General features: G+C 69.7%; 22 protein-coding genes. 9 read left to right on the top strand and 13 right to left on the bottom strand.

Annotated elements, in window-relative coordinates:
* The first annotated feature begins 3 nt into the window (after positions 1-3).
* A complete protein-coding gene (locus tag AB0L60_RS24045; RefSeq protein ID WP_364617647.1) occupies positions 4-957 on the top strand; it encodes a patatin family protein in 954 nt (317 codons plus the stop codon).
* Positions 954-1,538 carry a QsdR family transcriptional regulator gene (locus AB0L60_RS24040; RefSeq protein WP_364617645.1) on the top strand — a complete coding sequence of 195 codons (585 nt, stop codon included), beginning with the start codon at positions 954-956 and terminating at the stop codon, positions 1,536-1,538. Before AB0L60_RS24045 ends, AB0L60_RS24040 begins: the two co-directional genes overlap by 4 nt.
* Positions 1,539-1,569: 31 nt before the next feature.
* Here the strand turns inward: AB0L60_RS24040 and AB0L60_RS24035 are convergent, their stop codons facing one another.
* Positions 1,570-2,724 carry a nucleotide pyrophosphatase/phosphodiesterase family protein gene (locus tag AB0L60_RS24035; protein ID WP_364617643.1) on the bottom strand — a complete coding sequence of 385 codons (1,155 nt, stop codon included), beginning with the start codon at positions 2,722-2,724 and terminating at the stop codon, positions 1,570-1,572.
* 37 nt (positions 2,725-2,761) lie between these two features.
* Here AB0L60_RS24035 and AB0L60_RS24030 point away from each other — a divergent pair, with 37 nt between their 5' ends.
* Positions 2,762-3,364 carry a GNAT family protein gene (locus AB0L60_RS24030; protein WP_364617641.1) on the top strand — a complete coding sequence of 201 codons (603 nt, stop codon included), beginning with the start codon at positions 2,762-2,764 and terminating at the stop codon, positions 3,362-3,364.
* A gap of 292 nt (positions 3,365-3,656) precedes the next feature.
* Here AB0L60_RS24030 and AB0L60_RS24025 read toward each other — a convergent pair whose 3' ends face one another.
* Both AB0L60_RS24025 and AB0L60_RS24020 read right to left on the bottom strand, forming a co-directional pair.
* Positions 3,657-6,068, bottom strand: a complete 2,412-nt coding sequence (locus tag AB0L60_RS24025; RefSeq protein ID WP_364617639.1) for a heavy metal translocating P-type ATPase — start codon at positions 6,066-6,068, stop codon at positions 3,657-3,659.
* 137 nt (positions 6,069-6,205) lie between these two features.
* Positions 6,206-6,499 carry a hypothetical protein gene (locus tag AB0L60_RS24020; protein WP_364617637.1) on the bottom strand — a complete coding sequence of 98 codons (294 nt, stop codon included), beginning with the start codon at positions 6,497-6,499 and terminating at the stop codon, positions 6,206-6,208.
* 208 nt (positions 6,500-6,707) lie between these two features.
* Here AB0L60_RS24020 and AB0L60_RS24015 point away from each other — a divergent pair, with 208 nt between their 5' ends.
* Genes AB0L60_RS24015 through AB0L60_RS24005 form a run of 3 tightly spaced genes read left to right on the top strand, consistent with a single transcriptional unit; the run spans position 6,708 to position 9,447 of the window.
* Entirely contained in the window at positions 6,708-7,061 is a 354-nt protein-coding gene (locus AB0L60_RS24015) for a YciI family protein (RefSeq protein ID WP_364617635.1), read from the top strand.
* Positions 7,058-8,290, top strand: a complete 1,233-nt coding sequence (locus tag AB0L60_RS24010) for a sigma-70 family RNA polymerase sigma factor (protein WP_364617633.1) — start codon at positions 7,058-7,060, stop codon at positions 8,288-8,290. Before AB0L60_RS24015 ends, AB0L60_RS24010 begins: the two co-directional genes overlap by 4 nt.
* Positions 8,291-8,331: 41 nt before the next feature.
* A complete protein-coding gene (locus AB0L60_RS24005; RefSeq protein ID WP_364617631.1) occupies positions 8,332-9,447 on the top strand; it encodes an alpha/beta hydrolase in 1,116 nt (371 codons plus the stop codon).
* Between the two features lie 48 nt (positions 9,448-9,495).
* Here the strand turns inward: AB0L60_RS24005 and AB0L60_RS24000 are convergent, their stop codons facing one another.
* Positions 9,496-10,944 carry a DHA2 family efflux MFS transporter permease subunit gene (locus AB0L60_RS24000; RefSeq protein ID WP_364617629.1) on the bottom strand — a complete coding sequence of 483 codons (1,449 nt, stop codon included), beginning with the start codon at positions 10,942-10,944 and terminating at the stop codon, positions 9,496-9,498.
* Positions 10,945-11,058: 114 nt separating this feature from the next.
* Here AB0L60_RS24000 and AB0L60_RS23995 point away from each other — a divergent pair, with 114 nt between their 5' ends.
* Entirely contained in the window at positions 11,059-11,718 is a 660-nt protein-coding gene (locus AB0L60_RS23995) for a TetR family transcriptional regulator (RefSeq protein WP_364617627.1), read from the top strand.
* A gap of 55 nt (positions 11,719-11,773) precedes the next feature.
* On the opposite strand, the gene AB0L60_RS23990 is transcribed toward AB0L60_RS23995, so the two are convergent.
* The 4 genes from AB0L60_RS23990 to AB0L60_RS23975 form a co-directional block, all read right to left on the bottom strand.
* Positions 11,774-12,160 carry a hypothetical protein gene (locus tag AB0L60_RS23990; protein ID WP_364617625.1) on the bottom strand — a complete coding sequence of 129 codons (387 nt, stop codon included), beginning with the start codon at positions 12,158-12,160 and terminating at the stop codon, positions 11,774-11,776.
* A gap of 95 nt (positions 12,161-12,255) precedes the next feature.
* Positions 12,256-12,723: a hypothetical protein gene (locus AB0L60_RS23985; protein ID WP_364617623.1), complete on the bottom strand. Its 468-nt coding sequence runs from the start codon at positions 12,721-12,723 to the stop codon at positions 12,256-12,258.
* 82 nt (positions 12,724-12,805) lie between these two features.
* Positions 12,806-13,117, bottom strand: coding sequence for a hypothetical protein (locus AB0L60_RS23980; RefSeq protein ID WP_354835563.1), 312 nt, complete (start codon positions 13,115-13,117; stop codon positions 12,806-12,808).
* A 93-nt stretch (positions 13,118-13,210) separates the two neighbouring features.
* Positions 13,211-13,852, bottom strand: coding sequence for a helix-turn-helix domain-containing protein (locus tag AB0L60_RS23975; RefSeq protein ID WP_364617620.1), 642 nt, complete (start codon positions 13,850-13,852; stop codon positions 13,211-13,213).
* Positions 13,853-13,961: 109 nt separating this feature from the next.
* Between AB0L60_RS23975 and AB0L60_RS23970 the strand changes: the two genes are divergently transcribed.
* Entirely contained in the window at positions 13,962-14,684 is a 723-nt protein-coding gene (locus AB0L60_RS23970; protein WP_364617618.1) for an SDR family oxidoreductase, read from the top strand.
* Between the two features lie 144 nt (positions 14,685-14,828).
* Positions 14,829-15,479 carry a zinc ribbon domain-containing protein gene (locus tag AB0L60_RS23965; RefSeq protein ID WP_364617616.1) on the top strand — a complete coding sequence of 217 codons (651 nt, stop codon included), beginning with the start codon at positions 14,829-14,831 and terminating at the stop codon, positions 15,477-15,479.
* A 72-nt stretch (positions 15,480-15,551) separates the two neighbouring features.
* Here the strand turns inward: AB0L60_RS23965 and AB0L60_RS23960 are convergent, their stop codons facing one another.
* From AB0L60_RS23960 to AB0L60_RS23940, 5 genes are all read right to left on the bottom strand, one after another.
* Positions 15,552-16,874 (bottom strand): serine hydrolase, encoded by a 1,323-nt coding sequence (locus AB0L60_RS23960; RefSeq protein ID WP_364617614.1) that lies wholly within the window; start codon positions 16,872-16,874, stop codon positions 15,552-15,554.
* A gap of 118 nt (positions 16,875-16,992) precedes the next feature.
* Entirely contained in the window at positions 16,993-18,294 is a 1,302-nt protein-coding gene (locus AB0L60_RS23955) for a hypothetical protein (protein WP_364617612.1), read from the bottom strand.
* The gene (locus AB0L60_RS23950) at positions 18,291-19,805 is read right to left on the bottom strand and encodes a tetratricopeptide repeat protein (RefSeq protein WP_364617610.1); all 1,515 of its coding nucleotides are present in this window, start codon (positions 19,803-19,805) and stop codon (positions 18,291-18,293) included. Before AB0L60_RS23950 ends, AB0L60_RS23955 begins: the two co-directional genes overlap by 4 nt.
* On the bottom strand, positions 19,806-20,924 hold the full coding sequence (locus AB0L60_RS23945) for a hypothetical protein (protein WP_364617608.1): 1,119 nt from the start codon (positions 20,922-20,924) through the stop codon (positions 19,806-19,808).
* Positions 20,921-22,441, bottom strand: a complete 1,521-nt coding sequence (locus tag AB0L60_RS23940; RefSeq protein WP_364617791.1) for a hypothetical protein — start codon at positions 22,439-22,441, stop codon at positions 20,921-20,923. The genes AB0L60_RS23945 and AB0L60_RS23940 overlap by 4 nt, the downstream gene beginning before the upstream one ends.
* Positions 22,442-22,476: the final 35 nt, after the last annotated feature.

The raw sequence follows: 22,476 nt of genomic DNA, 5'->3' as shown, positions 1-22,476 counted from the left end.
TCCGTGCCCGACCACGACCGCACACTCGGCGTCGGCGAGCTCATCGCCCACCGGCATCGCGAGGGCAGCGCGCCCGGGCAGCGCACGGACTCACATCGGCTGGCCCTCGTCATCGAGGGCGGCTCCTCGCGCGGCGCGTACTCGCACGGCATGGCCATGGCCATCGAGGAATTGGGCATCCTGTCCTGCTTCGACGCGGTGTACGGGGCGTCGGCGGGCGCGTTGAACGCCGCCTGGCTGCTCTGCGGGCGCGCGGTGGTTTCGCGGCGGGCCTGGAATCCCGAGGTGATCAACCGCGTGATCAGTCCGGCCCGGGCCCTGCGCGGCGGCCGCGTGGTCGATACCGAATACCTGGTGCACACGGTGTACGAGCGCATCGTGCCCATGGATTTCCCTGCGATCCTGGCCAATTCGATCACCTTCCACCCCATCGCCACCGACGCCGACACCGGCGCGGCCGTCGATCTGCATCCGGAGCTCAGCGATGTGCGCTCGGTGCAGACGGCGCTGCGGGCCTCGACCTGCCTGCCGATCCTGGCTGGGCGGCCGGTGCGGATCGGTGCGCGCCGGTACGTCGATGCCGGGCTCTCCGAATCCGTCCCGGTGCGAACGGCATTGACGCAGGGCGCGACCCGCGTCCTGGTGCTGCGCACCCGCCGCGCCGGCGAAACCATGCGTCCCCCTTCGGGTCTGGAATCCCGGGTGGTGGCCCGCTTCCTGTCCCGGCACGCGCCGGGGACGGTCGGACCGTGGCTCGATCGGGTCCAGCGACACCACAGCGACGAGCGGGACTTCGACTCCGATCCGGCCGTGCTGCAGATCCACCCGCCGCACAGCGCACCCGATATCGGGCGCATCGACCGCGATCCCGGGGTGCTCCAGCAGGCCCTCGCCCTGGGACGGGTGGCCACTGCCCGCACACTGTCGGCATACCTGGCCCCTAAGCTGTCCGCGTGACACGCGCGGAGGGCACCAGAGCACCGGGCCGGCCCGCCTCGGCCAGCCGGGACGATGTGCTCGAAGCCGCCATCGCCGTGTTCCTGAGCGGAAAACGGGTGGACGTCAATGCCATTGCCGCCCAGCTGCGGGTGGGCCGCGCCAGCATCTACCGCTGGTTCGGATCCCGGGACGGCCTGCTGGGCGCGGCCGTGGCGCGGCAGCTGGAGCGGGTCGTGGCCCATGCCGATCGCCGCTCCCGCGGGGCGGGCGGTGAGCGGCTCACCGCGGCACTCAACCGGACCATCGATCTGCTGGTCGAGAACGACGCGCTGCGTTCGTATTTCGACAATGAATCGACCGCGGCCCTGCGCCTGATCACCCGCGGTGACGGAATCGTGCACCAGACCGCGGTGGCCCTGGTGGAGCGGTTCATCGAGCGCGCCGAGTCCGAGGGCTACCAGCCTCCCATCGAGCGCGACACCCTGGCCTACGCCCTGGTCCGGCTGTGGGAGGCGTTCCTCTACAACGACGCCGTGGCCGGCTTCCGCGGCGATGTGGACCGCCTGCGCAAGGTCCAGACCGCGTTACTGCGCACCTGAGTGCCGCAGCGAGCGCCGCACCCATTCGAAATCAGGGTGTGACGATGAGGGGGACGAGTTGCTCGGCCGAGGTGCGGGCACCGTGATGGCCCACGAGGGCGGACTCCAGGGGCTCGAGGGCGGGGCGGACCAGGACCGCGGCACCCTCGGCGACGGCGATGAGATCGCCGATGCGGGAGGCGATCACCGGTATGGGCGGGGTCGGGCCGAACCAGTGCTCGTCGAGCGCCTGCTCGCGGGTCACGACCGTTGCGTGCGTGGACAGTTCGGCGGTCCACGCGGAGTGGGCGTCGCCCAGGGCTTCGGGGCGGTCGAGGTAGATGTGGCGGACCCGCGCCTCGCCGCCGATCAGCCGGACATCGCGATGCAGCACGGGCCGCGTGTCCAGGTCGATGACGGTGTCCACGTGGATCATTCCGTGATCGCCGGTGATCAGCACCGTGCAGGTGGAGGGGAGTTCGGCGAACAGGCCGGCGAGGCAGGCGTCGATATCGCGGAGCACGGCCAGCCACTGCGGCGATTCGGGTCCGTACAGATGACCGTTGGCATCGAGATCGGGGAAATAGGCGTAGGCGAAGCGGGAGTTCGTGCCGGAATGCCGTGCGACAGTGAGGATTCCAGCTCGAAGCTCATCGAGGGTGGCAGCCGCGTGCAGGGTGCCCGGCGCGCGGAAGGCGGCCCGGGTCAGACCGGAGGTGCGCTGGTAGCCGGGGATCACGTAGTGCAACTCGACGCCGTGGGCGGCCAGGTCCTCCAGGCGGCTGGTGTGCGGCTGCACCGACTCCGGCGGGTACGCGTCGCGGGCGTCCTCGCCGGTCGCGCTGTCGAAACTCCAGCGCAGCGCATTCAGCAGGCGGAGACGGTCGCCGTCGGGCAGTGCGAAGCTGTAGCCGATGATGCCGTGTGTCGCGCAGGGCGCGCCGAGGGCGAGGCTGGCGAGACTGGTCGCGGTGGTGGCGGGAAAGCCCGCGGTGAGGGTGGTGCGGACGTGCGCGGCCAGGGTAGGCGCGCTGTCGGCGTGGCGGGCGAGAAGTTCCGCGCCGAGGCCGTCGATCAGCAGTACCACCACATCCCGGTTGGGTGCGAGGACCAGCGGATTGCCCTGGTCGAGCCCGAAGGACGCGGCGACGGACGGCAGGACGTCGGCGAGCGTGGCCGGCGACGGCCCCGAGGGTGAACTGGCCATTCGCCGACTCTATTCATCTCGGCGCGATAATTCACCGGTGTTCGAATCCGCCGACTTTTCGATCAAGCCCACCCTGACCGGCGCGAAAGTTCTCCTGCGGCCGTTCATCCCCGAAGACCTCGACGCCATCCTCGCGGCCCTGCGCGATCCCGACGTCCGGCGGCTGACCGGCAGCGTCCACGAGGAGTCCACCGAGCCCGTGCCGGAGGATCCGGCCGAGCACGAGCGCTTGCGCGACTGGTACGCCACGCGCGAAACCCAGCCGGACCGCCTCGATTTGGCCATTGCCGACATCGCGACCGGCCGCTGCGTCGGGGAGGCCGTCCTCAATCGGTGGGATCCCGGCAATGGCAGCTGCAACTTCCGCATCCTGATCGGCCCCGATGGCCAGGGCCGCGGTCTGGGCACCGAGGCGACGCGGCTGATCGTCGGCTACGGGTTCGAGAAGCTCGGCCTGCACCGAATCTCCCTGGAGGTCTATGCCTTCAACCCGCGCGCTCGCCGTGCCTACGAGAAGGCCGGTTTCCGTCCCGAGGGCGTCCTGCGCGAATCCCTGCGCTACGGCGACGAGTGGATCGACGCGACCGTCATGTCCATCCTGTCCCGCGAATGGGCCGAACACCACGGCCATCCCGCATAACCTGCCCGCATACGCGAAAACCGCCTCCGAGGAGGCGGTTTCGTGCGTTGCGGGGCGAATCAGGCCAGGCCCCACGCCTTCAGGATGTAGGTGATGTTGGCGGCGATACCGGTGACGGTGTTGGCCAGGTTGATGGCGGCGGAACCGAGGTCGATCACGGGCATTTTTCAAATCTTTCGGGCCGGGAACATGGTGCAGTCCCACTGTATTAGCACTAGCTAACTCTCAGCATCATGAATCGACTCACCCCTCGGCCGAGGTGTAACCCAGCGCACAGCGGTACCGGTGCGGCTCAGTCCCGTTCGGGCAGACGCAAACGCTTCAGGGACAGGGCGTTCAGGGCCACGATGATGCTGGACCCCGACATGGACATGGCGGCGATCTCCGGTCGCAGCGTGAAGCCGAAGGCGGGCTCGAAGACGCCGGCCGCGATCGGCAGGGCCAGGCTGTTGTAGCCGACCGCCCAGGCCAGGTTCTGATGCATCTTGCGCAGCGTGGCGCGGCCGATGCGCAGCGCGGTGGGGACGTCCAGCGGATCGGAGCGCATGAGCACCACATCGGCGGTCTCGATGGCGACGTCGGTGCCCGCGCCGATGGCGATGCCGAGATCGGCCTGGGCCAACGCGGGGGCGTCGTTGACGCCGTCGCCGACCATGGCGATCTTCCGTCCGGCGGACTGCAACTCGATGATCTTGGCGGCCTTGTCGCCGGGCAGCACCTCGGCGATGACGGTGTCGATGCCGAGTTCGGCGGCGATGCGCTCAGCGGTCGCCTGGTTGTCGCCGGTCAGCATCACCACTTCGACGCCCATGTCGTGCAGGTCCGCAACGGCTGCGGCGGAGCTCTCGCGGGGCGCGTCGGCAATGCCGATGACGGCGGCGGGCTCGCCGTCGACGGCGGCCAGCACCGCGGTCCGGCCCGCGCCCGCCACCCGGTCGCGGGCTGCGGCCAGCTCGCCCAGGTCGACGCCCTCGCGGTCGAGCAGGCGGCGATTGCCGATGACCACGCGGCGGCCGTCCACGGTGGCGATCGCGCCGTGACCGGGGACGTTCTCGAAGTCCACCGCGCGGGCGTCGGTAGGGCCGTGCTCTTTGGCGTAGCGCACCACGGCGTCGGCCAGCGGGTGCTCGGACTCGCGTTCGACGGCGGCCAGCAGGGGTAGCAGGTCGGCCTCGGAAAGCCCGGGGCCGGTGACGATTTCGGTGACCTCCGGCTCGCCCTTGGTGAGGGTGCCGGTCTTGTCCATCACCACGGTCCGGATGCGGGCCGAACTCTCCAGTGCCATCGCGTTCTTGAACAGCACGCCGCGTTTCGCGCCCAGGCCGGTGCCGACCATGATGGCGGTCGGGGTGGCCAGGCCGAGGGCGTCGGGGCAGGTGATGACCACGACCGTGATGGCGAACAGCATGGCCTTGGCGACGGTGGCCCCCGCCAGCAGCCACACCGCCAGGGTCAGCGCACCGCCGATCAAGGCGACCAGCACCAGCCAGAAGGCCGCGCGGTCGGCCAGTCGCTGGCCCGGGGCCTTCGAATTCTGGGCCTGCTGCACCAGATTCACGATCTGCGCCAGCGCGGTGTCCGCTCCCACCTTGGTGGCGCGCACCCGCAGCGTGCCGTTCTCGTTGAGGGTCGCGCCGATGACCGCCGAGCCCGGCTCCTTGTGCACCGGCAGGCTCTCGCCGGTCACCATGGACTCGTCGACCTCGCTGGTCCCGTCCTCCACGAGGCCGTCCACCGCGATCTTCGAGCCCGGGCGCACCAGCAGCAGATCGCCGACTTTCACCTCGGCCGTGGGGATTTCGACTTCCTGCCCGTCCCGGATCACCACCGCCTGCGGCGGCGCCAGATCCAGCAGCGTGCGAATCGCGTCATTGGCGCCGCCCCGCGCCCGCATCTCGAACCAGTGGCCGAGCAGCACGAAGGTGGCCAGCATGGTCGAGGCCTCGTAGAAGACCTCGCCGCCGCCGGTCAGCGTAATGCCGAGGGAGTACAGCCATCCCGCCCCGATACCGACCGCGACCAGCACCATCATGTCCAGCGTCCGCGCCTTCAGCGCCGCCCACGCCCCGGTGAAGAAGATGGTCGAGGAGTAGAAGATCACCGGCAGGCTGAGGACCAATTCCCAGATGTCCGAACGCATTCCGAACGGCACCGGCAGATGCCACCCGAACATGTCAGTGGCCATCGGCGACCACAGCATCACCAGTACCGAGAACACGGCGGCCACTACGAACCGGTTCCGCATGTCAGCGGCCATGTCCTCCATGGACATCCCCGCGTGCCCGGTATGTGCACCGTGCCCCATCGCGGCATGATCCATCCCCGCATGCGCGCTGTGATCCATGCCCGCATGCGCCTCATGACCTGAATCCGTATGCGCTGCATGGTCCATGCCCGCGTGGTCGGTGCCCGCATGAGCGGCGTGGGTTGCGACCGAGGGTTCGGCCATGGGGTCGCAGACGTGGTTGGGAACCGATTGGCCGGCGCAGTGCAGGCCGCATTCCTGGACCCAGGCGCGGAGGTCGGCGACGGAGGTGTGGGCGGGGTCGAAGGTGACGGTGGCGGTTTGGGAGACTGGGTTGGGGTCGACGGCGAGGACGCCCGGCCGGCGGCCGAGGACCGATTTCACCACGTTCTGCTGGCTGGCCCAGTGCAGGCCCCGGATGTCCAGGACCGTGGTCCGCTGGTCACTCTGCCGATCCATCTCGTACTCCTCCGCCGACTGACTCTCACCGACCTCGACCATATACCCCATAGGGGTAATTGGCAGGGATCCGGCGGGAACGAGCCGTCAGGGCGGGCACCGGGCCCGGTGGGGGTGCGGGCCCGGACACTCGGGCGTCAGGACATGGGGACGGGTTCGCCGACCTCCACGCGGCCGCCATAGGTCAGGCCCGGGCAGCCGGAGGCGAGTTTCACCGCCGAGTCCAGGTCGTCGGCCTCGACGGCGACATAGCCGGAGAGCCGGTCGGGCGCGGCGGGGTTGTCGCCCAGCATGACGGTCTGGCCCACGCGATTACCGAAATCGGTGACGCGCTCGCCGATCTCGGCGAACCAGTCGGCCCACAGCTTTTCCTGATCGGGCGTGGCTGCGCGGTTGGGGTCGTTACGGAAGGCGAGGATGTAGGTGGACATTGTCGTTTCTCCTGTCGGGTGGACGGCCCGGTCGGCCGACTCGTGAATCCGTCGCGCGGCTCCGGCCGGGAATCGACAATCTGGTCGAGAATTTTTTCGCGACCGTGTCGATTTCGCCGCCATCCCGAACGACGGGTTGAGCGACAACGACGTCAGCAGTGACACGGCAACGGAGCCGTGCGATCCACCCAGCGAAGGGAGCAGTGACATGCCCGAGTACCTGCTGCTGATCCACCAGGACGAACAGACCTGGCTGGCCGCGGACCCGGCCGTGCGGCAGCGCACCCTGAACGAGCACCTCGAGTTCATGGCCGCGCACGCCGACCGGCTGCGCGGCGGTAACCGCCTGCGCCCCACCTCGACCGCGACCACGATCCGGCACGACGAGCACGGCCGCCCGGTCATCACCGATGGCGTGTTCGCCGAGACCAAAGAGGTTCTGGGCGGCTACTACCTGGTCGAGGCGGCCGATCTGGACGAGGCCATCCGGATCGCCGTGGACGTGCCGTCGCCGTTCGGTTGTGTCGAGGTCCGGCCGATCCACCCGCACGACGAACCGTGACGACGCCGGAGGTGGCCGCCGCGGTCGCCGACGCGCACCGGCGCGAGTGGGGCTTCGTGCTGGCGGCGACCGTGCGGGTGACCCGCGATATCGATCTCGCCGAAGAGGCTGTGCAGGAGGCGTTCACCCAGGCCCTGCAGGCCTGGCCGGAGTCGGGGATCCCGGATCGTCCGGGCGCCTGGCTGACCACGGTGGCCAGGCGGCGCGCCCTGGACGCCCTGCGCCGCGACATCGCGTTCGAGCGCTCGATTCCGCTGCTGGTGGAGGATCCCGTGCCCGACCCGGCCGCCCCGGACTCGGTGGCCGACGATCGGCTGCGGCTCATCTTCATCTGCTGTCACCCGGCGCTGTCGATGGAGGCGCGGGTGGCGCTGACCCTGCGCCTGCTGTGTGGTCTGTCCACTCCGGAGATCGCGCGCGCCTTCCTGGTCGCGGAACCGACCATGGCGGCGCGCATCACGCGGGCCAAGAAGAAGATCGCCGAGGCGCACATCCCCTACCGCCTCCCGTCCGACGAGGAACTGCCGGACCGCGTCGACGCGGTGCTGACCGTGCTGCACCTGCTGTTCACCACCGGCCACACCGCCCCGGCCGGCGCCGAACTGGTCCGCCCCGAACTGGTGGAGCGCGCCCTGGACCTGGCCCGCATGCTGCGCCTGCTGCTGCCCAACGACCCGGATGTGGCGGGCCTGTACGCGCTGCTGCTGCTCACCGACGCCCGCCGCGGCACCCGCACCGACGAGACCGGACGCTTCCTGCCGCTGGCCGAGCAGGACCGCGCGCACTGGGACCGCCGGGCCATCTCCGAGGGAATAGCCTTGGTGCGCAGGTCATTACGCGGCCGCGCGCCGGGCCGCTTCCCGCTCATGGCGGCCATTGCCGCCGTCCACGCCGAGGCCCCCGCCTTCGACGCCACCGACTGGCACGAGATCGCCGGTCTCTACGACCATCTCATCGCCGTCTGGCCCTCCCCCGTCGTCGCCCTCAATCGCGCCGTCGCCCTCGGCCACGCCCACGGCCCGCAGCGCGGCCTGGACGAACTCGACCGCCTGGCCGCCGAACCCCAGCTCACCGCCTACCACTACCTCCCCGCCGCCCGCGCCGAATTCCTCACCCGCCTGGGCAGATTCGACGAGGCCCGCCTCGCCTACCAGGAGGCCCTGCTACTCGCGGAGAACAAGGTCGAAGCGGACTTCCTCACCTCCCGCCTGCACGACCTCGACTTCTGAATCGGATTGCCGCATCGCGCACCGGCGGTTAGATTCCGCTCATGGGGATCCGCGGGGCAGTGGCGCTGGGGGCGATCGCGCTGGTACTGGGCACCGGCGGCGTGGCCGCTGCGGAGCCCACGGTCGAACGCGAGTCCTTCACCTTTCAGTTCGGAGATTTCACCGGCTCGGGTGAGCTGGACTTTCCTGCGGGGTCGCGCAATGCGCCCGTGGTGGTGCTGATTCCGGGGTCGGGCCCCGAGGATCTCAACGCCGACCAAGCGTCCGGCTCGCATATATTTCTCGATATCGCGGACGACCTGACCAGCCGCGGCTACGCCGTCATGCGCTACAACAAGCGCTACGTGCGCGGCCCCGGCGATGTCGACAGTGCCGACTACTGGACCAAACTCGACCTGAACGACATGCGGGACGACGCCGATCAGGTCCTGCGCGCCGCCGAGCAGGATTCACACGTCGACCCGCACCGTGTCTTCGTCTACGGCTGGAGCGAGGGCAGCAGCGTCGCGGCCGCCCTGGCGACGACCCATCCGGAATTGGCCGGAACCATCTTCCAGGGCCCGGTGGCACTCCCCTGGCGCGTGACCTTCGGTTATCAGGGCGAGCAGGTCTACGCGCCGTACCTCTCGCGGTTCGCGTCGAACGGCCTGCTCGGGCCGGACGAGCTCGGCCGCGCCTTCCACGGCGACGGCGGCCTCATGGCCAAGCTCGCACTCCGCTTCGCCTGCGTGAACGCCGATGCCGGAGACTTCACCGTCCGCCCGACCTGGGATCTCAACCGAGACGGCAAGCTCGACGTGGACCTCGAGTTTCGCCCCGTCTACCAGTTCTACCTGGAGTCCGCGATGCGCCCCGGCGGCATCTACGACATCTACGACCCGGCCCGCGCCCTCCCCAGCCTCATCGAACAGGCCCCGAAACTGACTGCGCCCGTGCTCATCCTGCAGGGTATGGACGACGCCAACGTCCCTCCCGCGGGTTCGTCCAGCCTCGACGCCGCCCTGTCCGCCGCCGGCAACCGCGACCACACCCTCCATTTCTTCCCCGGCCTCGGCCACTCCCTCGGCCCCACCAACGACGTCCTGCACGACAACTTCCAGCCCATCGACCAGTCGGCCCTGGACACCGTGGCGCACTGGCTGGACACCCACCGATGACCAGCCCGCACATCTGCCGAACCAGCTGTGCCTGGACCGCATCGCCGATCAACTCGCCGCGGCGCTGACCGCCGGGCGCTTATGTGATCGACGCTCCAGGACCGCCAGCAGCCCGGTCGGCAGGAGAGCGAGAGCGGAGCCCGCGAACACCCAGCCGAAGGTCACCGCGAAGGCGTCCCCTCGGCCCGGCAGGCCGATCCCGCCAGGCAGGTGCCGTTGCAGGATCATTACGAAGGCGGCGGTGCCGATCGAGCCGCCGACACGCTGCATGACGGTGAGTTGTGGTGTGGCGTCGATGATCTGGGACGGAGTTAGATCCCGCATGGCTGCCGTCATGGCGGGCATGGCGGCCAGGCCGATGCCCAGGCCGCGCGCGATCATGGCGAGGCAGAGCAGCCAGTAGGGGGTGTCGTCGGCGAGCAGCATGAACGGAACGGTGGCGACGCAGCAGACGAGGGCGCCGAGCAGGCAAGTGAGGGCGCCGACGCGCTCGTAGAGGCGCGCGGACAGGCCCATGGCAATGGCCGCGCCGACACCCTGCGGTGCCATCAGCAGGCCGGTATGCGCGGCGTCCTGATGGCGGTTCAGCTGAAAGTACAAGGGCAGCAGCACCATTGCACCGAACGTCACCGCGCCGATGACGAGGGTCGAGACCGTCCCAGCGGCGAAGTAGCGGTCCCGCCACAGGCGCAGGTCCAGGACCGGATTCCGGACTCGCAGCGAATGCGCGACGAATACCGCGATCAGAATCGCACCGCCGCACAGTGTTACGAGCACCTTCGGGTCGGTCAAGCCACGCGACGCTGCCTCGGACAGTCCGTAGGTGACCCCGACCATGCCCGCCGAGACCAGGATCAGACCGAGCACATCAAGCGCCTCGGCGGATTCGGCGCGCTCATCGCGCGGCAGCAGCCGCACGGCCAGCACCAGCCCGATCGCGCCGATCGGCGCGTTGATCAGGAAAATCCATTGCCAGCCCGCGTATTCCAGCAGTAGCCCGCCGATCGTCGGTCCGATCACCGGGGTCAGCACCATCGGAATGCCCGCCGCCGCCATGGCTTTCGCCATCCCGTCCCGCCCTGCCGCGGTAACCAGGATCATCTGCCCGACCGGGATCATGACGCCGGCCCCCAGCCCCTGGGCCACCCGGGCCGTGATCAGCGTGCCGACGCCCTCCGCGGCGGCACAGGCCACCGAGGCAAGCGTGAACAGCAGCAGCGCACCGAGATAGAGCCGTTTACGCCCGACGCGCCGTGCAACCCAGCCGGTCACGGGTAGCACGGCCGCCTGCACCAGCAGGTAGACGGTGACGACCCACTGAATCGCGTCGAGCGTGCCACCCAGATCGGTGGCCAGCGATTTCAGGGACACATTGACGACGGTCGCGTCGAAGAAGGCGAGTATCGCGCCGACCAGCACGACCACGATGGCCCGGCGCGCCTGCGGAGTGAGCGCGGCCCGATCCACGGCCGCGCCCGGGATGTTCGAGATAGTCACACGTCGAAGTGTCATCTGTTTGGATAAAAGTGTCAACCAAACGGATGACATACGGATGTATGACACAGTCGGCACGGTGGATGACACAGTCATCCACCGCATTACGATGGTCGGATGGCAACCGCGCCCGACCCCGACACGGACCCCGTCCCGCCTACCGCGGGCCGCCGGCCCCGGCGCGCGCCCAGCGCCGCCGATCGCCGCCGCGATGCCGAGCGCTCCCGCCAGGCCCTGCTGGACGCGGCCCTGGACGAGTTCGCCGCCAAGGGCTTCGACGGTGCCCGGGTGCAGGAGATCGCCGATCGCGCCGGGGTCAACAAGCAGCTGATCGCCTACTACTTCGGCGGTAAAGAGGGCCTGTACCAAGAGATTCAGCGTGGCTGGCCCGCGGCGGAAGCCGAGCGTGCGGATCCGGAACTCCCGCTCGACGAGGTCGCCGCCCGGTATCTGTCCGCGGTGCTCGCCGATCCCCGCCCGGCCCGTCTGCTGGTGTGGCGCGGCCTTACCGGAAGTGGTTCTGCCACCGACTATTTGGATGGATCGGCTACTGTCGACGCCGATCTGGAAAACCTGACCCGAGCTCAGGAACGCGGCGAGATCTCGCCCGGGGTCGACCCCGCCTTCGTCAGAATGGCCCTGATGGGCATGATTCTGGCACCCGTCATGCTTCCCGAGACGGCCCTGCAGGCGACCGGAAAGCAGCCCGGCTCACCGGAATTCGAAGAGTATTACAGCGCGCAGCTGCGCAGATTGATCCAGCTACTCGGCCGGTGAGGTTCCGGAATTCACTGCGAGAGCAGCGGTTCGGAGCGATCCCACCCAAGGCGGGTCAGGATTTTCGGCTGCGTCCGCAGACGGTGGAATATTGGGTGCACACCGTCCAGCCGGTGCCGTCGGGGCGGGCGACGGGCATCCAGGTGTGGTCCGAACCGCCGGTGCTGAGCCGGTTGGTGGCAGCCGGGTCGGGGGCGGCGGGTTGCGGGGCGGGGTCGACGTATTCGTACTGGTAGGAGTAGCCGTAGGGGTCGGTCGAGTAGGTGATGACGGTGTGGTGGGATGTGCCGGGGGCGGTGGATCCGGCCCCGGAGCCGCCCGAGATCGACGAGCCCGGCGGTTCGGCCGCGGCGATGCCGGCGACGGTGGCGAACAGGGCTCCGGCCGCGACCAGGCAGGTCAGCGGTTTCCGGACGGCGATCAGGGCGTTGTTGGTGTGCATCGAATGAACCTCCTCGTTCGCCCTAGATACGACGCCGGGTTACGCGGTGGTTCGGTAGTTGATCGAACAGTGAAGGCCGACAGTGGATTACGAGATCAGAAGCCGGGTCCGGGCGACGGCGGCAAGCGGCGCTCGCGGGGGATCAGCAGGAGCAGTAGCGACAGCACCAGCCCGCCGCCGACCAGGTACAACCCCCAGGTCCCGCTGAGCAGATGCCGGTATTCGGTGCGTAGCTCGTGATCGAAGCGCTGGTCGAGCCGCCAGGTCAGCACGCCGAGCCCGGCCAGGCCGACGAGGACGCCGATCCAGCCCAGGATCCGCGATCCGACCAGCGCGGCCACCAGCACCACGGCCGCCACTCCGAGCAGCCCGATGGCCAGGGAGGTCGTGAAGGACCCTGACTGCGCGCCGATCTGGTCCAGTGACCGGCCCGAGGCGAATCCGCTCCGCAGGTCGGAGAACTGGACATTCCGCGCGTCGACCGTGCCGACCAGCGGACCGAAAACCCCGACCGCCACCGCGATGGCGGCGGCGAACAGCAGCAGATGAACGAAAGTGCGCATACTCCACGGTATTGCGCTTCCGGTCCCCCGGCACGCCCTCGAACCTTACGGTCCGAAACACGCCGGAGGACCGGCGGATGAATCAGGCGCGACGGTCCACCGCGGCCCACGCGGCCACCGCGACCACACCGGACACCACCGCGACCGACGGCCAGGCTCCGATCTTCTTGGCGAGCGGGTGCGAGGCCCCCATCGCGCCGACGGCGAGCCCGGTCAACGCGGCCGCACCACCGGTGCCGACCGTCTTGCGCCAGCGCGGGAAGGCGGCCGCCGTGCCCGCCGCGAACACCGCGCCACCGAGCTGACGCTTCTTGGTGGCCTGAGCGAGGGCGAAGCCACCGGTGAGCCCTCCGGCCACCAGCAGCGAGGTCGGTACCGCGGGAATCCCTGCCATTGTCACTACCTCCAACACACAAGCGAACGAATTATCCCCTCGACGGTAACCGGAGCCGATTCCACCGTTTTCTCGGGGCGGCGATCCGCCCGGTCAGTCGCGGTCCGGATCGGCCAGCAGCGAGCGGCTCAGCTGCTCTTCGCTGATCGGCGGAACCGGCAGCGGGTGAGCGGCTTCCGCGCGCAGCCCGTCGAGCATGAGGGCCAGATTGCGCCGCCAGGCCTCGGGTGCGATACCCGCGGTCTGCTCCACCACCCGGGTGTGCGACCAGGTGATGAAGGCGATGTCCTCGAGCGCCCAGTCCGCCCGCAGCACCCCGGCATCTTGTGCGCGCGTGATGATTTCGCGCATGACCGCGTGCCCTCGATCGCGTTGCGCGGCGATCTCCGGACTGGGCGCGGCACGCAGCGCCAGCTCGTTGAGCAGCCGGTCGTAAGCCTGTAGCTCACAGATCTTTTCAACGAGATAGACGAACGACCCCCACGGATCATCAAGAGCCAGGGCCTCTTCCGCAATGCGCCCGCCCGCCTCGATGCGATCCTCCACGGCCGCCGCGATCAGATCGTCCCGGGTCGGGAAGCGGTTGTACAGCGTGCCGATGGCCACGCCCGCGCGGGCGGCGATCTCCTTGAGCGGCGCGTCGAGCCCGCGTTCGGCGAAGACCTCGCGCGCCGCGGCCACCAGCGCGTCGCGATTGCGGCGGGCGTCGAGGCGGAGGGGTTTCTGCGCGGGCATTCGCCGATCCTACAAATCGGGCAGCGAATTTAAGTTGAGCATAGGTTCAAGTTCATGCTAGCGTCGGTCACATAACTTGAACCATGACTCAACTTAGTGAGGAACGAGCATGAGCAAGACCATCGCGATCTTCGGATTCGGCCCCGGCCTGGGCATGGGCGTCGCCCGGCGCTTCGGCCGGGAGGGCTTCCGGGTGGCCGTCATCGGCCGCAAACCCGACAAGGCCGAACAGCATGTCGCTGATCTGAAGGCCGAAGGCATCGAGGCCGCGGCCTTCCCCGCCGATGTGACCGACGCGGCGCAGATCGCCGACGCGGTCGCGACCATCCGGCAGACCTTCGGCGAGATCGACGTCGCCCTGCACGGCGCGGCGGGCGAGATGGCCGACCGCATCCCGTCCACGCTGGCCCTGGACGTACCGGACCTGCGCCTGCCCATGGCCCTGAAACTGCACTCCCCCATGCTCGTCACCCGCGCTCTGGCCCCCGGCATGGTCGAGCGCGGGGCGGGCGCACTCCTGTTCTCCTCGGGCTCCTCACCGAACGTGGTGCTGCCCTATCTGTCGAATTTCGGTGTCGCCCTGGCAGCTCAGCGTGGCTACCTGCTGCAACTGGCCGAGGAACTGCGCGATACGGGCGTGTATGTCGGGTTGCTGAACATCGGGGTGCTGATCGGCGACAGCGCGGCCGAGCGAATCGTCGACGAGCATCCGGAGCTGGTTCCGGCGGGCGTCGACATCGTGCGCATGACCAATACCGAACTGGGCGACCAGTATTGGGAGATGTACACGCGGCGCGACCGCACCGAGGTGGAGGTCGGCTTCACCGCGTGATCCGCGCCCCGGCCGCGGGGGATTCGTGGGATGTGTTGCGGGCGGACTGAGTCATACGATAAGAACCTGACGAAACACGGTCCGGGGGGCTCCGGGCGCGTCCGTTCACAGAGTTCCGCTCAGCCGCAAAGGAATAACTCGACCATGACCGGTCCGGTCGTCTTCACCAGCTCTTACCACGACGAATCCAACGATGACGGATTCCAGTGGGAGTTCCGTTGTGATCGCTGCAGCACCACGTACAAGTCGCCGTTCGAGCAGAACTACTTCTCCCGCGGCCGGGGTGCGCTGCGTGTGCTGCGCGACCTCTTCGGCGATCAGGTGCGCGCCATCGACAAGATCTCCAATGCCGCGGAGAGCTACTCGAACCACTGGGGCGGCTCCTCCTCCAGCACCAAGGACAAGGCGTTCGCGCGTGCGGTCGAACAGGTGCGCAACGACTTCCGGGCGTGCGGCGGCTGCGGCCGCTGGGTCTGCCATCAGGTCTGCTGGAACGAGCAGGTCGGTCAGTGCACCAACTGCTCGCCGCAGGTGGCGCACCAGATCGCTCAGGCACAGGCCGAGGCCCGTGGCTCGCAGATCCGCGAGGCCGCCTATCAGCAGGACTGGGCGTCCCAGCACGATGTGGCCACCCCGGCCCGGGTGTCCTGCCCGACCTGCGGCGCACACACCACCGGCGGCAGGTTCTGCTCCACCTGCGGCACCGCCCTGTCCCTGCAATCGAATTGTCGAGGCTGCGGCCACCAGGTCCAAGTGGGTGCCGCCTTCTGCGCCAACTGCGGCCAGCCCCAATAGGTCCCGCCGCGCGGCACGCCACCGGGGATTTCATCCGGATTCGCCCGGTGGTGTGCCACACGGCGAAACCGGTCAGCGGATGCCCGGCGTCGCCGGGTCGGTCCCCACGCAGCCGAGGATGAAGCAGCCCGGCGGCCAGTCGCCGAACGGCGGATACAGCGGCTTACCGAGGCATTCCAGAATGCCGCAGCCCGGGTAGGCCATCGGGCCCAGGCCCAGAGCGGACAGCGTGGCGTCGGGGTTCATGAACATCGGATCGGTGAGGCTGGTGTCCGGCCGCGGTACGTACGGACCCGGGTCGGGCAGGCTCGGGGTCCGGAACGCGGTGGTGAGCCCACGTAGCACGTCGTGCGGAAAGCTCACCGCGCCACCGGGAACCGTGACACCGGTCCAGCTGACCAGCAGGCCCAGGCTGGGGACGATGAAGTTGTCCTGGCGCATCATCCCGGCCATCTGGATGGCGTCCTTGGGCAGTCCGGGGAACAGGTCCTCGCAATCCGGGCCGTTGACGGTGATCAGGAAGCCGTAGCAGGGATTGACATCGTTCGGCGTCGTGGCCTGCGCCAGGTAGCCGGTGGAGATCAGCTGCCGGCCATGCCAATTGCCGCGATTCACCAGCAGCAGGCCGAGTTTGGCGTAGTCGTCGGGCGGCAGCACCAGGTGAGCGTGCCCGTAGGTGTTGCCGCTGCGGTCCCGCGCCCAGAGGTAGTCGGACTTCTCGATGCCCAACGGGCCGAACAGGTTCCGCTGCGCGTACGCCTGGAAGTCCTCGCCCACGGCCTGCTGGATGACATAGACCAGCAGGTCCACGGCCCGCTGACTGTACTGCCAGGTCTCACCCTGCGGATGCTGGATGGGCATGGCCAGCGCCTGCGCCACCACGTTCGGGTCGAGCCGGACCAGCCCGGTGACGCCCTCGGAGGCGATGGCGACCTCCATGCCGGAGGTCTCGGTCAGCAGGCTGCGCACGGTGATCGCGCGATGTGGGGCGTCGCCGAGCCCGGCGGGCAGGTAGACGTCGATCGGATCGTCCACGCGCAGTTTGTGTTCGTCCACGGCGATCCCGGCGACCAGGGACACCACACTCTTGGTGCCGCTCCACAGATTCCAGGCGACGCCGCCCGCGCGTTGATTGCTGGGCCCACCGCCGATCAGGCAGTTGTTGCGGAACACCTGGACGGTGAATCGGGTCGGGTCGGAGGCGAAGTCCACGGCCTGCCGCAGCGCGGCCGAATCCAGTCCCACCTCTTCGGGTGTCGCGGTCTCGGGCTGCCGGCCCGCACTGACCTCGCAGTGCCGCAGGCCATCCGGCTCGGCGCGGCCGATCGGCCCGGCGATCAATGCCAGGGCGGCCGCCAGCGCCGCCACCACGATGCCTGTCACGATTCGCGCCATTCGCCCTCCGCTCCCGATCTTTCGTGAGGCTTCATCGGAGAACTGGTGGGGGCGTTATCTTTTCGTGACCCGCGACTTTCTGGGGCGATAGTTCTGGGGGCTCAGCCGTTCTCGTGACTCAGCGGCGAGCGTCGACCGTGGCGAAGGCGGCCCAGATCAGCGGGGAATGCTGAATCTCGCCGGTGCTGCGCCAGGCGGCCAGATGCGCACGCTGCCACGCGTTGAGAGCGGCGACCGGATCGGGCGATTCGTGGGCGGCGTCGATGGCGCACACCGCTTCCTGGAAGGGGTGCGTGGTGGTGGGCGTGCCCGCGAAGCGATGGAAGGCGAGATCGGTGGGCAGTGGCCAGCGCCCGGCCGTCACCACTTCCGCGCCTCCGGTGAGCATGGCCGCGACCAGACCGAGGGGCTCGGCGAACCGGAGGTCGCCGCCGCTCTCACAGGCGATCAGGGCGACCCGGCTCGGGATCGGCCAGATTTCGGGCCCGGTGCGAGGCACCGCCTCGCCATGCCCATTGCTCGAATAGTCATGGCCCACACCGTCCGTGAGCGCGTGTGTGCCGAGCAACAGGTCGCGGGCCGAGAGCGGGCGATGGTCACGGTAGGCCGGTGCGCAGCCCGGACTCGCGGCGGTACAGGACAGGTGCAGGGTGGCCGATTCACTGCGGCCGGATTCGGGGGCCGCGGCGGTGACGTGACCGACGTACAGCAGGCGGGCCGCGCCCGCGTGCAGGGTCCGGCTCAGCCAGGCCCGGTCCAGATCGGTCCGGCGGAACGCCGCGAGGGGATCGTCGACGGCCGGGCTCAGCCGGTCGGCGGCGGCGTGCGTGGCAACCAGGGCGGCGAGCGGCGCGTCCGCGGCCATCCGGCCCAGTACCGATCCCAGCGCGGAGTCGGCACGGAAGCCGGGCACCCGCGGATCCAGGATGGCGACCACCGGCAGCGTCCGGGTCTCCGCCCACGACCGCGTCGCCCGGGCGGGCGCGTGCACGATGCCGGTGGGCGCGAGCACGCTCACGTCGGCGATCTCCACCAGCCGCACGTCCGGATCGGGGGCGATGAGCTCCCACGGCACCTGCGCGGTGCGCGGCGAGGGCTGGATGCGGATACGCGGCCGGATGCCCTGCGAATAGAGCTCGTGCAGCCGCACCGCCAGGTTGTAATGCAGGAAGGTCGACGAGAGGTATTGGGCCAGCGTGTTTTCCGCCGGGTAGGAGGCCAGTTCACCGGTGGTGAGCGCGGATTCGAGGCCACCGGCCACGCCGGGCGCGGGCAGGGCCGCCGCGAACCGGGCCAAGGCCGCCTCGACCTGGTCCTCCGGCACCACGCCGACGCCGCCGGGCGCGCTCTCGTCGGTCCAGCGCCAGGTCAGATAGAGGTCGCCCGCATCGGCCATGCGGACGCAGACGGTGGGTGTCATGCGGGTATCACCCGCTCGGCGCGGACACGACGGCCGTACCGCTGCTCGGCGGCATCCAGCCAGGCGGACAGGGCGATATGGCCGTCCGGCGGAACAGAGACCCGCGGCGGCGGGCTGACGGGCAGGCCCGCGCCGGCCGCGACCGCCGCCAGCGCGGTGCCGAGTTGCAGCGCGTCCTGAACGGCGGCCGACTCGGACGGCGGTTCGAAGGGCTGGAACAGATCGAACGGCGCGGGCGGTTCCGCGGACAGTCTGCTGATATCCAAAATTGTTCCTGCACACTGATTTTCGATGAGATCGGCGACCAGCCGGGCATCACCGGCCAGATACGAGTACCGGAAGGCGACGCGCAAAGCGGGATTCACGATGCGACGATTCCAGGTGTCGCGCTGGGCGCCGTCGGGGAGCTCGTAACGGACGGCATCCAGTGCCAGCGCCGCCGGAACCGCGAGATCCACTGCCCGCGCGAGCAATCCGGGGACCTGGGTGACGAGCGGCTCCAGCAGCCCCGCGTGCCAGAAATCGAGCTGCGCGCAGTGCAGGCCCAGGCCGCGCACCGCGTAGGTGGCGCGAGCGGCGGCCAGTTCGGATTCGCCCTCCTCGAACCGCCCGGCTGCGAATGTCATGGCGGCCAGGCGGAATCGCACATCCGCGGTGTCGATGGCCGCCCCGGATTCCTCGAATCGGCGCAATGCCTCGCGATACCGGGACTGGGCCTCCTCAGGCCGGCCCCGGTGCTCGGCGATGAATCCCATGACCTTCAGCCCGATTCCGGCGCGATGCGCCGCACCGGCCGCCTCGAAGTGTTCCTGGGCAGCGGTGAGCAGCGGTTCGGCATCATCGAAAGATCCGGTGCGCATGTACATCAGCGCCAGGTTCTGCCGGGTCTCGGCCACCCCCGCGCTGTCGTTCACCGACTCGAATACCGCCAGCGCCTGACCGGCGAAATCCTGTGCCAGCTCCCAGCGCCCGGTCTCGAAGTGGGCGGCGGCCAAATTCATGAGCGGGTGCCCGGCCCACTCCGGACCGAAAAGCTTTGCCGCATCTAGGGATTCGCCCGCCAGATCGAGGGCCCGCCACCACTGCTGCCGACGCAACGCCACCGCCGTGGACGACACCAGGCACGCCAGGCGCAGGTCTCCCGGCGCATCCGCGCGGCCCAGCGCCGCCCGAGCCCGCTCGAGGGCTTCCTGCGCCCCATCCAGATCCCCGAGGTTCTGCATCGCCTGCGACAGCCCGATCAGCGCACCCGGATACATCCGCGGCGCGTCGGAAGACATCTCCCCCAACGCTTCCCGAAACCGCTCCATCGCCGTCGCATGATCCCCCAGCCGATCGGTCACCACCGCCACGTCCACCAGCGCGCACAGTCGCAGATCTCCGGTTTCCGTCTCCACGGCCTGCTCGAAGATCCGCAGCGCCTCCCACAATTCGCCGCGCGCGACCGCCTCGGCCCCGGCCCGCAGCAATGGACTCTCCGCTGTGTCGACCACCGACTCGTCATTCGGCATTCAGAAGTCCGAATCTGCCTCTGCGGCTGCGATTTCCGCGAGCAACGGGGCCAAGGGACCGGAATCGCCGGTGGCCGGGCCGGCCGCCGTGCGGAGCCGGGCGGCCGCGAAGTCGCGGATCTGCCGGCGCAGGGCGGCCGCGGTGTCGGTGGCCGGGTCATCGGCCGAAGCCGGGCCGGCCTCCGGATCCGGCCCGAAACCGGGGACATGGATGGCGACCCGGACGGCGGAAGCCGGTGCGGACAGCACGGATTCGCCGATCCAGGTGTCGTCGGCGGCCCGCAGTTCGGTGTCGAGCTCGCCACGGCCGGTATCGATGCGGGCCCAGGGCCGCAGGTGGGCCGAAACCGCATCGGGCAGACCCGGGTGCGCCGCCACCGCGATGGCCACGCTCGTCGCTCCGGCGTCGCGGACGAGTTCCCAGGACACCGCGGATTCGGAGGCGTCGACCAGCCCGGGCGGGCAGCGGCGCCAGTCCCACCCGCCGGTGCCGCGGGCCAGTACCAGGGTGCCGCCGGGCCGGGCCTCGTCACCAGCGGCGAGAGCGTAATCCGAAGCGCGCAAAGATGTTTCGAGATAGGCGGGAGCCGGTGGGGCGAGCGCGTCCGCGCCGTCCACCAGCAGTTCACACTCCTCGGTCAGCAGGGCGATATCGCGGTCCAGCAGCGCCGGGTCGAGGTCGGCGATGCCGTCCAGGGCGGACGCCGGCCACCACCGGGATGCCCAGTGCGCGTATGCGAGCCGCCGGGCGCTGACGGCCTGCGACCGGAGCACGGGAGCGGCGGGCACCTCGACCGGGCGCTCATCCGTGGCTACCGCCGATACCGGCTGCTCGTCCGCAGTCGCCACCGGCCCGCCCGGCCGGACGGAGTCGAGGGCCAGAGCAGCGGATTCCCCGTAGAGCGCCCACACCCATTCCTGCGCGGCATCCACATCGTCGATCAGCGCCGCCGGAAGTTCCTGTCCGGCAAGCACACTCCAGATGAGGTGGCCGCCGACGACCTCGAGCACCATGGAGTCGGGGCCCGGGGCGGCGTGCAGGGCGGCCGGGTCGCCGACCGGGACTATGCCGCGCAACCCGTCCGGGTAGCGGTGGATCGTGATTGCCGAGTTCGTCATCCCACCCTCGATTCCCGATCGCCGGGCTCGGCTGCCGCGCCGGCGGCCAGGGCCCGTTTCACCCGCATCCGGTGGTCCAGGATCACCGACCGGGCCACGCCGTCCAGCAGATCCCAGAGCTCGTCCACGGCGTATACGGGGAACTCACGTACGTCCCGCCCGTGCAGTCGCGCCCATAGTCTGCGCAGGTAGGGACGCCACGGCACGCGCAGATCCGCCGCTATCGCCCCCAGTGGACCATCGACCGCGTCCACCCGCACCGCCATTCGCCGCGCCTGCAGCACATAGGCCTCGCGCTGCCAACGCCCATTGATCAACCGCGCCGCCACACCACCGCTCGATGACGCGCCCGGCCGGGTCGGACCGGCTGCGGCGCTGGTCAATCCGGCGACGGCGCCCGTCACCCCGGCCGCGGTACCCGCCAGCCCGGTCGAGCCCGCGAGCAGCCCGGCGGCCGTGCCGGTCAGGCCGACGGCCGCGCCCAGCAGACCGGTGGCCGCGCCGGCCAGGGTGACAGTGGATCTGGGAGCAGTGGCGGCGTCGCCGTCCGGGGCGCAGCCGATGGGAAGCGGTGCACCGAGGGGTCGGAGGTCGACCGCCAGGGTGGCGCCGGCGGCAGCGGCCACCCGGAGGGATTCGTCCAGCAGGGCCCAGGGGGCGCAGGCGCGGGCGATCTCGGCGGCGACCAGTTCGGGGATCTCAGGCAGGTCGGACCGTTCGCTGGAGGCTTGCAGAACGGTGAAGATGCGCTCGTGGATGGTCCGGTCCAGGGGCAGGCCGAGGGTGGCGGTGGAGGCCGAGAAGCCGACCTGGGGCGGGAGCGGGAGAGGGTACAGCGTGAGTCCGAATTCCTGTGCGGTGCAGCCTATTTCATTGAGCCACAGCCGGATTCCGGTGTGGGTGCCGACGTATGCGTCGATAACGGCGTCGATAACGGCGGGGTCATCGGCGCCGTCGAATCTGGTTGCGGCGCAATCCTCCAGGAGTCCGGCGAGCAGCTCGGAGTGGTCGGGCACCTCGGTCAGCGGGCGCCGCCGCCAGGCCGTCTGGATCAGTTCGGTCAGCTCGCCGACCCGGGCCGGTTCGGACAGGTACTCCTTGAGCGCCTGGGTGGTGCGGCCGGCGGCGAGCCCGTGGATCTCGCGCAGCGCGGCTTCCGCGGCGGGGCGGTCGCCGACCGGGTCCGGCAGGCCCGAGACGGTGGCGAGTTCGAAGCAGCGCTGGAAGTACAGGTCCTGGGCATTGCCCTCGGTGATCCGCAGCGCCCGGCGCGTCTGCTTGAGCAGCGTGAACCAGGCCGCGGCGGCGCGCAGGACATCGGCGGCGGCGTGAATCCGGGTGGCCAGCAACACCGCTCCGTCGGCGGAGAGCATCGAGCCCGCGCACTGCGGGTGCTGAACCGGGCGGATGACCAGCGGATCCAGGATCAGCTTGACGGTCCGCCGCAGGGGTCCGCCGTGCGGTCCGCTCAAGGGTTCGACCCCGTCGAGGCGGCGCCACACCTCATCCAGCACCATGGCCCGCGGTCGTCGCATTCGCCCAGGTTAGCCCA

The organism is Nocardia sp. NPDC051981, assembly GCF_040680715.1.
In the GTDB taxonomy this organism is placed as follows: domain Bacteria; phylum Actinomycetota; class Actinomycetes; order Mycobacteriales; family Mycobacteriaceae; genus Nocardia.
Note: the sequence above shows the minus strand (reverse complement) of the source record. Positions and strands in the feature narration are given on the sequence as shown.